The 15066-nt window shown below is 65.8% G+C and carries 15 protein-coding genes; 5 read left to right on the top strand and 10 right to left on the bottom strand.

The window, feature by feature from the left end:
* Positions 1-2: 2 nt before the first annotated feature.
* Positions 3-2237 carry an NADP-dependent isocitrate dehydrogenase gene (locus KDB67_RS05155; RefSeq protein WP_291013238.1) on the bottom strand — a complete coding sequence of 745 codons (2235 nt, stop codon included), beginning with the start codon at positions 2235-2237 and terminating at the stop codon, positions 3-5.
* Positions 2238-2463: 226 nt separating this feature from the next.
* Between KDB67_RS05155 and KDB67_RS05150 the strand changes: the two genes are divergently transcribed.
* Positions 2464-3510: an EamA family transporter gene (locus KDB67_RS05150; RefSeq protein WP_291013236.1), complete on the top strand. Its 1047-nt coding sequence runs from the start codon at positions 2464-2466 to the stop codon at positions 3508-3510.
* A gap of 2 nt (positions 3511-3512) precedes the next feature.
* On the opposite strand, the gene KDB67_RS05145 is transcribed toward KDB67_RS05150, so the two are convergent.
* The 5 genes from KDB67_RS05145 to KDB67_RS05125 form a co-directional block, all read right to left on the bottom strand.
* Positions 3513-4643: an NAD(P)/FAD-dependent oxidoreductase gene (locus KDB67_RS05145; protein ID WP_291013234.1), complete on the bottom strand. Its 1131-nt coding sequence runs from the start codon at positions 4641-4643 to the stop codon at positions 3513-3515.
* A 142-nt stretch (positions 4644-4785) separates the two neighbouring features.
* Positions 4786-5592 carry an alpha/beta hydrolase gene (locus KDB67_RS05140; RefSeq protein WP_291013232.1) on the bottom strand — a complete coding sequence of 269 codons (807 nt, stop codon included), beginning with the start codon at positions 5590-5592 and terminating at the stop codon, positions 4786-4788.
* A 52-nt stretch (positions 5593-5644) separates the two neighbouring features.
* Positions 5645-7180: an AMP-binding protein gene (locus tag KDB67_RS05135; RefSeq protein WP_291013229.1), complete on the bottom strand. Its 1536-nt coding sequence runs from the start codon at positions 7178-7180 to the stop codon at positions 5645-5647.
* Between the two features lie 121 nt (positions 7181-7301).
* Positions 7302-7604: a hypothetical protein gene (locus tag KDB67_RS05130; RefSeq protein WP_291013227.1), complete on the bottom strand. Its 303-nt coding sequence runs from the start codon at positions 7602-7604 to the stop codon at positions 7302-7304.
* A 46-nt stretch (positions 7605-7650) separates the two neighbouring features.
* Complete coding sequence (locus KDB67_RS05125; RefSeq protein ID WP_291013225.1) at positions 7651-8004, bottom strand: helix-turn-helix transcriptional regulator; 354 nt, start codon at positions 8002-8004, stop codon at positions 7651-7653.
* 253 nt (positions 8005-8257) lie between these two features.
* Here KDB67_RS05125 and KDB67_RS05120 point away from each other — a divergent pair, with 253 nt between their 5' ends.
* Positions 8258-9157 carry a LysR family transcriptional regulator gene (locus KDB67_RS05120; protein WP_291013222.1) on the top strand — a complete coding sequence of 300 codons (900 nt, stop codon included), beginning with the start codon at positions 8258-8260 and terminating at the stop codon, positions 9155-9157.
* Between the two features lie 163 nt (positions 9158-9320).
* The gene (locus KDB67_RS05115; protein WP_291013220.1) at positions 9321-10544 is read left to right on the top strand and encodes an amidohydrolase family protein; all 1224 of its coding nucleotides are present in this window, start codon (positions 9321-9323) and stop codon (positions 10542-10544) included.
* A 94-nt stretch (positions 10545-10638) separates the two neighbouring features.
* On the opposite strand, the gene KDB67_RS05110 is transcribed toward KDB67_RS05115, so the two are convergent.
* Positions 10639-11214: a TetR/AcrR family transcriptional regulator gene (locus tag KDB67_RS05110; protein WP_291013218.1), complete on the bottom strand. Its 576-nt coding sequence runs from the start codon at positions 11212-11214 to the stop codon at positions 10639-10641.
* Between the two features lie 95 nt (positions 11215-11309).
* Here KDB67_RS05110 and KDB67_RS05105 point away from each other — a divergent pair, with 95 nt between their 5' ends.
* Both KDB67_RS05105 and KDB67_RS05100 read left to right on the top strand, forming a co-directional pair.
* Positions 11310-12461, top strand: coding sequence for an acyl-CoA dehydrogenase family protein (locus KDB67_RS05105; protein WP_291013215.1), 1152 nt, complete (start codon positions 11310-11312; stop codon positions 12459-12461).
* Between the two features lie 31 nt (positions 12462-12492).
* Entirely contained in the window at positions 12493-13257 is a 765-nt protein-coding gene (locus KDB67_RS05100) for an SDR family NAD(P)-dependent oxidoreductase (protein ID WP_291013193.1), read from the top strand.
* On the opposite strand, the gene crcB is transcribed toward KDB67_RS05100, so the two are convergent.
* The 3 genes from crcB to KDB67_RS05085 form a co-directional block, all read right to left on the bottom strand.
* The gene (crcB, locus tag KDB67_RS05095) at positions 13258-13635 is read right to left on the bottom strand and encodes a fluoride efflux transporter CrcB (protein WP_291013190.1); all 378 of its coding nucleotides are present in this window, start codon (positions 13633-13635) and stop codon (positions 13258-13260) included.
* Positions 13632-14153, bottom strand: coding sequence for a CrcB family protein (locus KDB67_RS05090; protein WP_291013188.1), 522 nt, complete (start codon positions 14151-14153; stop codon positions 13632-13634). Before KDB67_RS05090 ends, crcB begins: the two co-directional genes overlap by 4 nt.
* 173 nt (positions 14154-14326) lie before the next feature.
* Positions 14327-15066, bottom strand: a 740-nt coding sequence (locus KDB67_RS05085) for an amidohydrolase family protein (protein ID WP_291013186.1), incomplete at its 5' end; no start/stop codon positions are given.

Here is a 15066-nt window from a genome sequence, read left to right as displayed (position 1 = left end):
GACTACTCCGCGGAGGCCAGAGCGCTGTTGAACGTCTCGCTCGGGCGCATCACGGCGTCGGTCTTGACGTTGTCGGGGGCGTAGTAGCCGCCCAGATCGACTTCCTGACCCTGCACGGCGGCGAACTCGGCGACGATCGTGTCCTCGTTCTCGGCCAGTGCCTGCGCCAGCGGCGCGAAGTGCTCGGCCAGTTCCGTGTCCTCGGTCTGTGCGGCCAGCTCCTGCGCCCAGTACATGGCGAGGTAGAACTGGCTGCCGCGGTTGTCGAGCTCACCAGTGTTGCGCGAGGGGCTCTTGTCGTTCTCCAGCAGTTTGCCGGTCGCGGCATCGAGGGTCCGGGCCAGCAGGCCGGCCTTGGCGTTGTCGGTCTTGCGGCCCAGATCCTCCAGGCTCACCGCCAGCGCCAGGAACTCACCGAGCGAATCCCACCGCAGGTGGTTTTCCTCCACGAGCTGCTTGACGTGCTTGGGCGCCGAACCGCCCGCACCGGTCTCGTACAGTCCACCACCGGCCATCAGCGGCACGATCGAGAGCATCTTGGCGCTGGTACCGAGTTCGAGGATCGGGAACAGGTCGGTGAGGTAGTCACGCAGGATGTTGCCGGTCGCGGCGATGGTGTCCATGCCGCGAACGACCCGTTCGAGCGAGTACCGCATCGCTCGCACCTGCGACATGTGCGAGATGTCCAGGCCCTCGGTGTCGTGATCTTGGAGGTAGGTCTCCACCTTCTTGATCAGTTCGTTCTCGTGCGGACGGTACGGGTCGAGCCAGAACACCACCGGCGTACCCGAATTGCGCGCCCGGTTGACCGCGAGCTTGACCCAGTCCCGGATCGGGGCGTCCTTGACCACGCACATCCGGAAGATGTCGCCCTCTTCGACGTTCTGCGACAGCAGTACCTCACCGGTGGCGATGTCGACGATGTTGGCCACACCGTCGGCCTGGATCTCGAAAGTCTTGTCGTGCGAACCGTACTCCTCGGCCTTCTGCGCCATCAGGCCGACGTTGGGCACGGTGCCCATCGTAGTGGGATCGAACGCGCCGTTGGTTTTACAGAAGTTCACAACCTCCTGATAGATGCGCGCGAACGTCGACTCCGGGTTGACCGCCTTGGTGTCCTTCGTGCGCCCGTCGGCGCCGTACATCTTGCCGCCGGCCCGGATCATCGCCGGCATCGACGCGTCGACGATCACATCGGAGGGGGAGTGGAAGTTGGAGATACCGCGCGCCGAGTCGACCATCGCCAGTTCCGGCCGGTGCTCGTGGCACTCGTGCAGATCATCGATGATCTCTTCACGTTTGGTCGCCGGCAACGCCTCGATCTTCGAATACAGGTCCGACAGACCGTTGTTGACGTTGACGCCGAGTTCGTCGAACAACTCGCCGTGTTTGGCGAAGGCGTCCTTGTAGAAGGTGCGCACGGCGTGACCGAAGACGATCGGGTGTGAGACCCGCATCATGGTGGCCTTGACGTGCAGGGAGAACATGACGCCGGTCTTGTAGGCGTCGTCCATCTGCTCCTCGTAGAACTCGATGAGGGCCTTCTTGCTCATGAACATGGAGTCGAAGACATCGCCCTTGCCCAGGGACACCTTCGGCTTGAGGACGATGGTCTCACCGGCGGTGGTGACCAGTTCCATCCGCACGTCGCAGTCACGGTCGATGGTCATCGACTTCTCACCGTGGTAGAAGTCGCCGTCGCGCATATGCGCGACATGCGTGCGTGAGGCCATCGACCACTTACCCATGCTGTGCGGGTGTTTGCGGGCGTACTCCTTCACCGCACGCGGCGCACGGCGATCGGAATTACCTTCACGCAGAACAGGATTGACGGCGCTGCCGAGGCACTTGGTATATCGATCGCGGATCTCGCGTTCGGCGTCAGTGCTCGGGTTCTCCGGGAGGTCGGGGATGTCGTAGCCCTTGGCCTTGAGTTCTTTGATGGTGGCCACGAGCTGCGGCACAGACGCGCTGATGTTGGGCAACTTGATGATGTTGGTGTCCGGGTTCTGGGTCAGTGCGCCCAGTTCGGCCAGATTGTCGGGCACGCGCTGCTCGTCGGTCAGGTTTTCCGGGAACTCCGCCAGCACACGTGCCGCAACCGAGATGTCGCTGGTTTCGATGTTGATCCCAGCTGCGCCGGCGAAGGTGCGGATGACCGGCAAGAACGCGTGCGTCGCCAGCATCGGCGCCTCGTCGGTCAGGGTGTAAATGATGGTCGGCTGCTCCACGTGCATGTCCCGCTTTCGTCTCCGGTTGTCCGGTCCGGTCACGATCAGTGGCCCGAACCGTATGAGCGTTACCAGTATCACTTGTCGAGAGTGGTCGTGCCCAGGCACACCCTGTGCCGGTGACCCGGCACACTCTTCCCCTTGACCTTATCCATCGGAAGGCTCTCGACGCGGGTAAACCGGGCGTCTTCGGTTTGCCGAAGCGAATGATCCGCGCCTAGCGTGAGAATTCGTGGCGTCGGTCGTTGAGAACAAGGTGTGGTCACAAGGACGTTCGGGGCTGGCGTTCGCACTGATCTCGGCACTGAGCTTCGGGCTCTCGGGTGCGCTGGCCCGGCCGCTTCTGGAGTCGGGGTGGAGCAGCGGCACCATTGTGACGATCAGGATCGGTGTCGGCGGCCTCGCGCTGGTCCCAGTGGCGTTGCGCGACATGCACGGTCGGTGGTCGTTGCTGCGCAAACACGCACTCACGATCGGGTTGTACGGGTTGTTCGGCGTGGTCATCGCGCAGTTCTGCTTCTTCTCGGCGATCCAGACGATTCCGGTGGCGTCGGCGATGCTGATCGAACACACCGCACCCGTGGTCGTCCTGTTGTGGCTGTGGGCCGCACACCGTCAGCGACCGAGTGCGCTGTTGTGCGTCGGTGTCATGTTGTGCGCGATCGGTCTGCTCTGCGTTCTGGAAGTGACCGGTGGCGGGGGTCTCGACGTCGCCGGGGTGCTGTGGGCCACCGCCGCGATGGTCGGGGCCGTCGGCTACTTCTTCATTTCCGCCAAACCGCACCGGGACCTGCCGCCGTCCGTACTGTCGGCGGCCGGAATGATCGCTGCAGCAGTGCTTCTGGGAGTCCTGGGGTCAGTGGGCCTGATGCCCTTCGACATCGGTGACAGCGCTGCCGACTTCACCGGGTTTTCTATTCCGGCCTGGCTCGCACTACTCGGTCTGGCGGTGATCACCGTCGCCGTGGCCTATCCGACCGGTATCGTCGCCGCACGCATCCTGGGCGCCCGGCTGGCCTCGCTCATCGCTCTCACCGAGGTGATCGCTGCGACGATCTGGGCGGCGGTTCTGCTCAGCGAAGTTCCGTCGGCGATCCAGCTGGCCGGCGGTGTGCTGGTGATCGCCGGTGTGGTGTGCGCGAAACTCGGCGAACCGGAATCCGCCGCCGACGCGGGCCGTGAGGTGGTGGTCGGCGCACCCGACGTCGTTGACACCTGCGGACTTTCCGACGAGCCGCCGGGGCCCGACGCCGCCGACTGCAACCCGCCGCGCGCGTAGTGTCAGGTACCGGCAATCTGCGCGCCGACCAGTTCTGCGATCGCCAGACTCGATGTCAGACCCGGGGATTCGATGCCGAACAGGTTGATCAGTCCGGGGACACCGTGGTCGGCCGGCGTGGAGATCCGGAAATCGGCGGCCGGCGAACCCGGCCCGCCGAGCTTGGGCCGGATGCCGGCGTAGTCGGCGACCAGTTCGCGTTCGGTGACCGCGGGCCAGTACCGTTCGATCGCGGCGACGAACTCCGGCACCCGGTCGACGTTCACCGTGTAGTCGAGACCGTCGATCCATTGCACATCGGGATCGTCGATCCATTGCACATCGGGACCGAATCGCGCATTGCCGGCGAGGTCGAGGGTCAGGTGCACACCCAGACCGCCGTCGACGGGAAGTGGATAGACCAGCCGCGAGCACGGCGCCGGGCCGGCGGCGAGCCGGAAGTAGGTGCCCTTGGCCAAGTACCGGTCGGGCAGCGCCCCGGCGGCCAGTCCTTCGATGCCGCCGCCGACCTCCTGGGCACCCAGACCTGCGGCATTGATCAGCCAGTCGCAGGCCAACGATCCCGCGCCGTCGACATCGACCTCCAGGGCGCCGCCTCTGCACCGCGCGCCGGTGACGCGGCTGCGGTAGGCGACCTCGGACCCCGCACCCGTCGCATCGGCCAGCAACGCCCGCATCAGCGCCGCAGCGTCGACGATGCCCGTCGACGGTGACAGCAGACCGGCGACCGCAGTGATCTCCGGTTCGAGTTCACCGATCTCGTCCGCATCGATCGCCCGAATATCGTTGACACCGTTGTCGATTGCCGCATCGGCGAGCGCTGCCAGTCGTCCGCGCTGATCATCGCAGGTGGCGACGATCAGCTTTCCGATCGCATCGTGGGGGACGGCGTGGTCGGCGCAGTAGCGGTACAGCAGGCCGCGTCCACGCACACATAGTCGCGCCTTCAGACTTCCTGCCGGATAGTAGATTCCGGCGTGGATGACCTCGGAGTTGCGCGAGCTGATGCCCGTGCCGAAGGTGTCGGCGGCCTCCAGGATCATCACCTCCCGCCCGGCGACGACCAGTTCCCGCGCGATGGCCAATCCGACGACCCCGGCGCCCACGACCACACACTCGACCCGATCGGTCACGGACCTCACCTCCTGCCGACTCCGCTGACATTCTCCGGCAATGGTGTCAGGTCCGGCCACGGGGCCGCGGATGTCACAGCGGATCGGCCCGTCGTGCGGTGACGACGGGCCGATCCGCTGTTGTGTTGTGGTGACTGTGCTGTCAGCCGGCGGCCGCGAGAGGACTACCGGGGAACGCGCTCCGGTAGGCCCGGCGCGGACGGAACGGCTTCCAGTCATCGAGTGGCTCAGCCAGCCGGTCGAGGACCACGTGCGCGGCCGCCACATTGGCGCCCAGGCCGCAGTGGCTGCCCCGTACCTCGACGTTCTCGCTCATCGGTCCCGGCTCGACCAGACACGACTGCCAGTGCACGATGCCGTCGGCGCGACTGTAGATCGACGTCAACGGTTGGGCCAGGCCGTCCTTGCGGGCGGCCACCCATGCTTCGAAGGCGTAGTCGGGCAGATGCCGGGAGGCGAACATCTCGTACGCCGCCGACGCCCGCGACTGGCTGCGGTGTGACATATTGAGCGGGCTGCCCAGGGTGATCACCCGGTCGACATCCTCAGGACGCAGTTTTGCCACCTCCCGGGCGAGCAGACCACCCAGGCTCCAGCCGATCACGCTGATCGGCCGACCCGACCGGGCCACCAGGTCGTCGACGCGGCCCTGGATGCCCGACAGGATGCCGTTGGTGGGGCCGACGTTGACGCCGAGCTTCCAGCCATGTGCCTGGTAGCCGGCCTCTTTCAGCACCCCCCGCAGCGCGCGGGTGGAACGGTCGTCGGCCATCAGCCCGGGTAGCACCAGGACATGCCGGCCATCGCCGCCGCCCGCGTGTTGCATGGTGAGCAGCTTCTTGCTTGAGGCGAACCCGATGTGCTCGGCCATCGCGCGGTGCGGTTCGGTGAGGTAGTAGAACCAGTGCGGTGGTTCTATCTCTCCGGTGTGTTCCATCTTCTCGACCACGTGGGTCACCTCCTGGTGCGGACTTTCGTTCCTGACGCCGTGTGCGGCGTGGTCAGTGGTGGGCAGCCGCTCGCGCGGCGCGATACTCGGCGACCGCTGCCTCGAGCGGAGCCCGCTCGATCGAGCGCTTGAGAATCTTTCCGGACGGCCCCTTGGGGAGTGCGTCGACGAACATCACCGCACGTGGATGCTTATATGCCGCAAGGCGTTCGGCGGTCCACGCCTTCACGTCGTCGGCACTCAACTCCGCATCGGGTCCGATGGCCACCACGGCGACGATCTCCTCACCGTAGTGCGGATCGGGAACACCGACGACTGCGGCCTCGACGATGTCGGGGTGCGCGTATAGGACTTCCTCGATCTCGCTCGGGTACACGTTGTACCCGCCGCGGATGATCAGGTCCTTGGCCCGGTCGACGATACGCACGTTGCCCTCGTCGTCCATTTCGGCGATGTCGCCGGTGCGAAGCCAGCCGTCGGGGCTGATGGTCTCGGCGGTGGCCTCGGGTCGGTTCCAGTAGCCGCGCATCACCACCGGTCCCCGGACGAACACCTCGCCACGCCCCCCGACCGGGGCGGGTGTGCCGTCGGCGAGGCGGATCTCGACCTCCATCTCGGGTGCTGCCGGTCCGACGGTGCCCGCCGGCGCCTCCGTGCCCGGCTTGGAGAACGTCGCGATCGCGCACGTCTCGGTCATTCCGTAGCCCTCGGAGATCTTGCACTCGAACCGACGGTGGAAGGCTTCACGGACCTCCAGCGGCAATGACGCGCCACCGGATACCGCAAGCCGCAGATGCTCGAACGCGTCGGCCGGGGTGTCCTGCGAGCTGTGCAGCATGGCGTTCCACATCGTGGGCACGCCTTCGACCAGGGTCGCACGATCTTCGATGATCATCTCGATGAACTGCTGGGGATGGAATGTCGGTGCCAGGCTCATCGGGCAACCGGCACCGATCGACGCCAGCAGAACCGATGCCTGGCCGAACACGTGGAACAGCGGAAGGGCGGTGGCGATGCGGTCGTTGGGGGCGGTGCCGCCGAGCTTGATCGCGATGCGGGCCGCCGAGGTCAGATTGCCGATGGTCAGTTCGGCGCCCTTGGGTTTGCCCGTGGTGCCCGAGGTGTAGAGGATACAACCCACCTCGTCCTCCCCGCGGTCGACGGCCTCGGTGAGGGGAGTGCCACGGTCGGCCTGCGCACCGTGGGCGAGCGCCAGAAACTCGATGCCCGCGGCCTCGGCAGCCTCGCGCGCGGCCTGCGAGACACTGTCCCAGGCGATCACGAGCTTGCAGCCGGCGTCGGAGATGTAGTAGCCGAGTTCGCTCGGGGTGCACAGCGGGTTGACCGGCACGATGATGGCGCCGGCCGCGTTGATCCCGAGGTAGGCCACGACGAACTCGGGGAGGGTCGGGGCGATGAAGAGCACGCGGTCACCGGGTTCGATACCGATGTCGGCGAGCATGCCCGCGTACGCGAGCGTGGCGTCGGCGAGCTGCTGGTAGGTCAGGACGGTGCCCGCGCCGCGCGCCGCCTCCTGCTCGGGATCGGCTGCCGCCTGGGCGAACACCGGGTCCGATAAGCTGGTCATGTCGATACTCTCCTTGCTGGGGGGTTTGCCTCACCGCGGTGTGTTCATCGTGGTGTCTTATCGACCGGCCCCGTCGTCGTTGCCTCGGCGACGGGGCCTCTCGCATTCGATCAGTCGATCATTACTCCGACTTGGTGCCGGCGTCGGCGCCGTCCTTGGTGGCCCGCTCGATGACAGCGAGGGTGAAGTCGCGCTGTGCTTCCAGAAGACGCTGTGCCACCTGGAAGTTCGCCTCGACGACCTCACGCGGGCTGGGGAGCTCGGGGAAGTTGCCGGGCAGGTTCTTGCCGAACTCGGGCATCTGGAATCCGCTGGGCAGCAGATTGACACGACGGTCGAGGTTGGGCAAGGACTCCTTGGCACGCTCGACGGCGGCGACCCACTGGTCGGTGAGCTGGGTGGTGATATCGGCGTAGCTGCTCATGATCTGTTCTCCTTGCTGGGATGTGGTGGCTGGGACCGATGGGGCGTCAATCGCCGACCATCGTCCGGTACAACTGCACAAGCGCCGATCGCTGACCTTCGGTCAGGCGGTCGTCGTGGCGGATGGCGTCCTCAACCGAGCATTTCTCCTCAGCCGGAGTCGTCGGCAGCCAGCCGGCCATCCGGAACAGAACGTCGGGTTGGAGGTTGAGACCCTTCGCAAGATTGGTCAGTACCTGTGCTGATGGCTGGTACCGACCCTTCTCGATCTGACTCAGGTACGAGTCGGAAACCTCGGCCATCCGTGCGAGATGTCGGACGGACAGCCGGGCGATCTCCCTCTGCGCCTTGATGTAGCGGCCGAGATCGTCAATCGCCTCTTCATTGAAGGGGGTGCTCATCGTTCTCCTCTACCGAATTCCGTTCGCTCACCCCTGTGGAAAATCCCTGTGCGGGAAGCCGTTCCCGAGGTGGTGAACCCGTGCGTTGCTTAGCATACAACGCATATGCGTTGTATGCAACGCATGATCGCGGATCAGGTAGGTGCATCCATCGCGGGCGTCATCGCCAGCCTCCCTCTTCAAGTTGATTCGATTGTGACTCACATCTCATATCAAGTTCAAATGCATACCACTGATGATTTACATTCATAGGATGCATGTCAGCGACCTGGATCTGAACCTCATCCGCGTCCTGCACACACTGCTCGAAGAGCGCCACGTCAGCAGGTCCGCCGAGCGCCTCGGGCTGAGTCAGGCCGCCACCAGTCATGCACTCGGACGCCTCCGCAAAGCCTTCGGTGACCCACTGCTGGTGCGGGTCGGCAGGGAACTGGAACCGACCCCCGAGGCCGAGCGGCTCGCACCCATCACCGATCAGGTGATGCGGTTGCTCACCGAGGCATTGCAGGCGCCCGGTTTCGACCCTGCCACCACCACAGCGTCGTTCACGCTCGTCATTCCGGATTTCCTTGCGGTGGAAGTTCTTCCGCCGCTGACCAGGCTGCTGCACCGACAAGCTCCCGGCGCGAGCATGGACAGCCACAGCATGCCCACCGCGGTCGGCGAACCACCGAGCGGTTCAATCGACGCGATCCTGTTGCCATCGGACCGCATTCCACCGGAGCACTCGTCGCTGTTCGCCTGTACCGTCGGCTGGCACGGCCTGGCCGCGGCGACCAACGACCAGGTGAGCGATTCGATGACGCTGGCCGAGTTCTGCCGGCTACCACACCTGGTGGTCGACGGGGCGCTCGTGCACAATCGTGTGGACGCCACCCTGGCCGGACGCGGCCTTTCCCGCAATGTAGTTCTGCGACTGACCAATTCCGAACTCATCCCCGAGATCATCGCCGAGACCGATCTGGTGACGATCGGCGCACTTACCTCACCCGTCGGGCCGGATCTGCGTTCGTTCGCCACACCGTTGGAGCTGCCACCGCTGGACTATCGCATCACCTGGTCGCACCGGCTGACCGGCGATGCCGCAAGCACCTGGTTCCGGCAGCGCGTCGCCGAGGTCTGCCACCAGCGGATCTCCCCGTCGCAGCAGTGATCTCAGCCGGACGGGCGGTCTGTGCAGGGAGCGCCCGACACTGGCATGCGAGGCGCATATCGTCATACATACTGATAGGTGTACAGTATGGGAAATGGTCGGGTAGCTCGACGACCCGCACATCTGGACCATGCACCTGCGCTCAGCGGCGCCGATTGAGAGGATGACTGCGATGGACAAGCTCGACTACCAGGCTGTCGACGTCGACAACCACTATTACGAACCGCTCGACGCGTTCACCCGCCACCTGCCCAAGGAGTTCCGGACGCGCGGGGTGCAGATGGTCCGCAACGGCAGACGCACCATGGCGGTGATCGGCGAGCAGGTCAACCACTTCATCCCCAACCCCACCTTCGACCCGATCATCGAGCCCGGCTGCCTCGATCTGCTGTTCCGCGGCGAGGTTCCCGAGGGCGTGGACCCGGCCAGCCTGATGAAACTCGACAGCCTCGCCGACCATCCCGAGTATCAGAACCGCGAGGCCCGCGTGAAGATCCTCGACAAGCAGAACCTCGAGACCGTATTCATGCTGCCGACCTTTGCCTGCGGCGTGGAACAGTCACTGCGGCACGATATTCCGGCGACGATGGCCTCGCTGCACGCCTTCAACCTGTGGCTCGATGAGGATTGGGGCTTCAACCGGCCGGACGGCCGCTTCATCACCGCCCCGATGATCTCGCTGGCCGACCCGGACGAAGCGGTCAAGGAGGTCGAGTTCGTCCTGGCGCGCGGCGCCAAACTGGTGCTGGTGCGTCCGGCACCCGTTCCGGGCGTGGTCAAGCCGCGCTCGCTCGGTGACCCGCTGCACGATCCGGTGTGGGCTCGTCTGGCCGAAGCCGGTGTGCCGGTGGGCTTTCACCTCAGCGACAGTGGCTATCTCGCGATCAACGCGATGTGGGGCGGCAAGGGCCGGTTCGAGGGGTTCGGCCGCCGCGATCCGCTCGACAACGTGCTCTCCGACGACCGCGCCATCCACGACACGATGGCCTCGATGATCGTGCACCAGGTGTTCTCGCGGCATCCCAAGCTCAAGGTGTGCAGCATCGAGAACGGTTCCTACTTCGTGTACCGGCTCATCAAGCGGCTCAAGAAGTCTGCCAACAATGCGCCGTACCACTACCAGGAGGACCCGGTCGAGCAGCTCAAGAACAACGTGTGGATCGCCCCGTACTACGAGGACGACGTGAAGCTGCTGGCCGCCACGATCGGCGTCGACCGTATCCTGTTCGGCTCGGACTGGCCGCACGGCGAAGGCCTCGCCGACCCGACGAGCTTTACCGCCGACATCCCGCAGTTCCCCGAGTTCAGCTACGAGGACACCCGGAAGGTCATGCGCGACAACGCTCTCGATCTCGTCGGGCTCAACGTCACAGCAGCGGCGACATAGCCCTCACCGGCGACCCACACCGATGCCCACTCGCTCCCGGCGAGTGGGCATCGGTGTTTTTCAGAGGTATTTCCCGTGATATCCGGACGCTTGGTCAGGCGGTGAGGCCGGCCGTCAGCAGAGTGGCCAGCTCGCGGTAGGCGTGTGCATCATCGAGCCCGGTGGCCTCGCGGACCAGGCCCTGCTGGATGCGTGCCATCGTCGCCGCGGCGACGTCGGCGGCGAAGGCGGCGTGCACGTCCCTGAACTCTCCGGCCCGCACACCAGCGTCGACCAGTTCGGCCACCCGGGCGGCCGCGAAGCGGGTGTTCTGCTCGTAGACCTCCCGCGCCGGCGCAAAGCCGTCGAGATCGGTCATGAACTGCGCGGACGCGCCACCGAGTGCGGTGCCGACGGCCGACACGTAGGCGATGATGCGGTCGCGGGCACCCGAGGTGGCCGCGACCTGGGCCTCGACATCCTCGGTCGCGCGGCGGAAGAAGTGGATCGTGGCGGCCCGGACAAGTTGTTCCTTGCTTCCGGCGAGTGTGTACAGCGTCGACTTGGAGCACTTGAGGGAGGCCGCGATCTCATCGAGCGTCAGGTGCGCGAATCCGTCGGCGAGAAACAACCGCACGAGTGCATCGAACAGCTCGGTCCGGCGGCGGGTGGCGAACTGTGGCCCGGTCATGGACGAAATAGTACTGACACACCTCTTGCAGTACTAGTTCCCGAACAGTACTGTCACTGGTAATTTAGTACTGTTTCAAGTTCAGGGAGTTTCGCATGGCCGTTGACCGACTCTTGCCGACCGACGAGGCACGCGACCTCATCGCACTCACCCGCGACGTAGCCGACAAGGCACTGGCCCCCATCGCGGACGCCCACGAAAAGGCCGAGACATACCCCGACGGCGTGTTCGCGACACTCGGCGCGGCGGGACTGCTGAGCCTGCCATATCCCGAGGAGTGGGGCGGGGGAGCGCAACCGTACGAGGTGTACCTGCAGGTCCTGGAGGAACTGGCCGCTCGCTGGGCCGCCGTGGCGGTCGCCGTCAGCGTGCACAGCCTTGCCTGCCATCCGCTCACCGCATTCGGCACCGACGAGCAGAAACAGCGGTGGCTGCCGGACATGCTCGGCGGGTCGACCGTCGGCGCCTACAGTCTGTCCGAGCCGCAGGCCGGTTCCGATGCCGCGGCCCTGGCATGCAAGGCCACCCCCTCAGCCGACGGCCGTGGCTATGTGATCAACGGCAGCAAAGCATGGATCACCCACGGCGGTATCGCCGACTTCTACAACCTCTTCGCCCGCACCGGCGAAGGCTCCAAAGGGATTTCATGCTTCCTGGTCCCCAAAGGCACCGAGGGACTGAGCTTCGGCAAACCCGAGGAGAAGATGGGGCTGCACGCAGTACCCACCACCGCGGCCCACTACGACAACGCCGCCATCGACGCCGACCGGCGCATCGGCACCGAGGGCCAAGGGCTCCAGATCGCTTTCAGCGCACTCGATTCCGGGCGACTGGGCATCGCCGCTGTGGCGGTCGGCATCGCACAGGCCGCCCTCGACGACGCCGTCACCTACGCCCAGGAACGAACCACGTTCGGCCGCAAGATCATCGACCATCAGGGCCTCGGATTCCTGCTGGCCGACATGGCCGCCGCCGTGGATTCGGCCCGCGCCACCTACCTCGACGCCGCCCGCCGCCGCGACGCGGGACTGCCGTACTCGCGCAACGCATCCGTGGCCAAACTCGTCGCCACCGACGCCGCCATGAAGGTCACCACCGATGCGGTGCAGGTGTTCGGCGGCTACGGCTACACCCGCGACTTCCGCGTCGAACGCCTCATGCGTGAAGCCAAGATCACCCAGATCTTCGAAGGCACCAACCAGATCCAGCGGCTGGTCATCAGCCGCAGCCTGACCACCGGCGCGTAGCCACCACCTGCTCCGCACAGAAAGAAGCACCATGAACATCGACACCTCATCCGTCGCCGTCATCACCGGCGGAGCCTCCGGCCTCGGCAATGCCACCGCCCGCGCACTGCACTCCCGCGGCGCGCAGGTCGTCCTCGTGGACCTGCCGTCCTCGGACGGCCAGAACGCCGCAAGCGCTATCGGTTCCGGCGCCCACTTCGTCGCCGCCGACGTGACCTCGGCCGACGACGTGGCCGCCGCGATGGACTTCGCCGCGACACTCGGATCGGTCCGCGTGGTGGTCAACTGCGCCGGCGTCGCCACCCCGGGAAAGGTCCTCGGCCGCAAGGGTGTGCTGCCGCTGGACGCATTCGAACGCGTCATCCGCATCAACCTGATCGGCACATTCAACGTCATCCGCCTGGGTGCGGAGAAGATATCGCAGACCGAGCCGGTCGACGGCGAACGCGGCGTCATCATCAACACCGCATCGGTCGCCGCGTTCGACGGCCAGATCGGTCAGGCCGCCTACGGCGCGTCCAAGGGTGGTGTCGCCGCGCTGACCCTGCCTGTGGCACGCGAGCTCGCCGATCACCTGATCCGCGTGGCGACGATCGCCCCCGGCATCTTCGAGACACCCATGATGGCCGGCCTCCCCGAGGAGGCCCAGCGCTCTCTCGGACAGCAGGTGCCGCATCCGTCGCGGCTCGGCAAGCCCGCCGAGTACGCCGCCCTCGCGATGCACATCGTCGACAACCCGATGCTCAACGGCGAGACGATCCGGCTCGACGGCGCGATCCGGATGGCACCCCGCTAGTCAGAAGAGCCCGCCGAGCCACAATCCCAGCCCGGCCGCACAGGTGGCACCGACGAGAACGCCGAATCCATTGACAACGCCGGAGGTCCACCGACGTTGTTGCAGCAGCCGGACCGTCTCGAACGACGCGGTCGAGAACGTGGTGTAGCCACCGAGGAAGCCCGTCCCCACGACCATCCGGAACGATTCGGACACAACGTGATCGACAGCCAGCCCCGTGACCACACCCAGGACGAACGATCCCGTGAGGTTGATCGTGATCGTTCCCCACGGCAACGGGCCGCCGGTCCGGGCGCGGATCACCCCGTCGAGAACGAGCCGGCACACCGCACCGAACCCACCGGCCACCGCGACGGCGATGAACACTCCCGGGCTCATCGGACGTCGCCTTCGGTGCGGTGGGTGAGTGCGCCGACGGCGATTCCGGTCCAGGTGGCGATCGCTCCAACGATCACGGTGCCCACGCCGTAGGCGGCTCCGGCCCCCGGTGATCCCGACGACAGCAGGTCGGCAGCGTCGGTGGCCAGCGCGCTGTAGGTGGTGAATCCGCCCATGAACCCGGTACCCACCAGCATCCGGAGGAATCGTCTTCGGCCTATGTCCGGGCCGCGCCTGGCCAGCGCCTCGAGCAAGATGCCGAGAAGGAAAGCGCCGACGATGTTGATCACGAAGACCGTCCACGGGACGCCGTCGGTCGGAAATCTGTCGATGAGCGCCTCACGTGCCGCGACGCCGCAGCAGCCGCCGGCGAAGACGGCACCGATGTAGTCCGGACGTAGATGTGCCGGCCGGTCTCTGGGCGTGGTGTCGGGGGACGCGGTATCGGGATCGGCCGGAAGGCCGGACGTCGTCTCGTGTGCGGGGTCTCCGGCGGTCATGTCGGCGTCGGAATGCATGCGGGTCTCCTACCGTGTGGGCGCACGGGTGCGCCATTCGGGTAGGGACTGTTGTCGGACGATCCGAGGTTGGGTACGGCGAGCCCCACCGCCGCGGCACCGCAGTGCCTGTTTGCCATGCTCTCATATCCGGTAGTGATCGCCCACCGTAACCGGCCGTTGTCCGGTCCGATCTATCGCACCGGTGTGAACCCCGACACCGCTCCGGCGGCGATCATCCGAGCGGTCGCCTGCTCGTCGGCTTCGGTCCGCAACGGCTGTTCCTGATCACGACACCACGCCGTCGTCCCGCCGATGACAACCTCGGCGAGGTTGCGCAGCCCGCACGCGAGCACGTAGGTGGCCACCGGATCCCAGATCGGTCCCAGGTGTGGGTTCGTGGGGTCGACGACGAGGAAGTCCGCGTATTTGCCCACTTCGAGGGAGCCGACGCGGTCGTCGACGCCGATCGCCCGCGCCGACCCGATCGTGTGCAGCGTCAGCATGTCCAGCGGGGAGATGATCGAGGCGTCCGAGTGCAGGGCACGCTGCAGGTACAGACCGGTGCGCATGTTCTGGAACGGGTCGGACAGATCGGTGCACGACTGGTCGTCGACACCCATCCCGACTCGGACGCCACGCTTGAGCAGTGTGGGAGTATCACAGATCCCGGAGCCGAGACGCCCGTTGGACATGGGCTGCCACACCACCGACGATCCGGTCTCCACGACTCGCTCCACCATCCGCGACGTCGGATGCACGAAATGGCCGAACGCGAAATCAGTTCCAAGACAACCTGATTGGTCGTACCAGTCGAACTTGTTCTGCTGGATGTCGAGTTGTTCGGCGGTTTCCACGAAATGGGCCTGGTTAGTGACTCCGTACCGGGTCATCATCTCGTGCTCGCGTTCGGCGGTGACCGCCGCTGACGACC

Origin of the sequence: Gordonia sp. (in: high G+C Gram-positive bacteria), from assembly GCF_020438995.1 — a bacterium.
GTDB lineage: Bacteria > Actinomycetota > Actinomycetes > Mycobacteriales > Mycobacteriaceae > Gordonia.
Note: the sequence above shows the minus strand (reverse complement) of the source record. Positions and strands in the feature narration are given on the sequence as shown.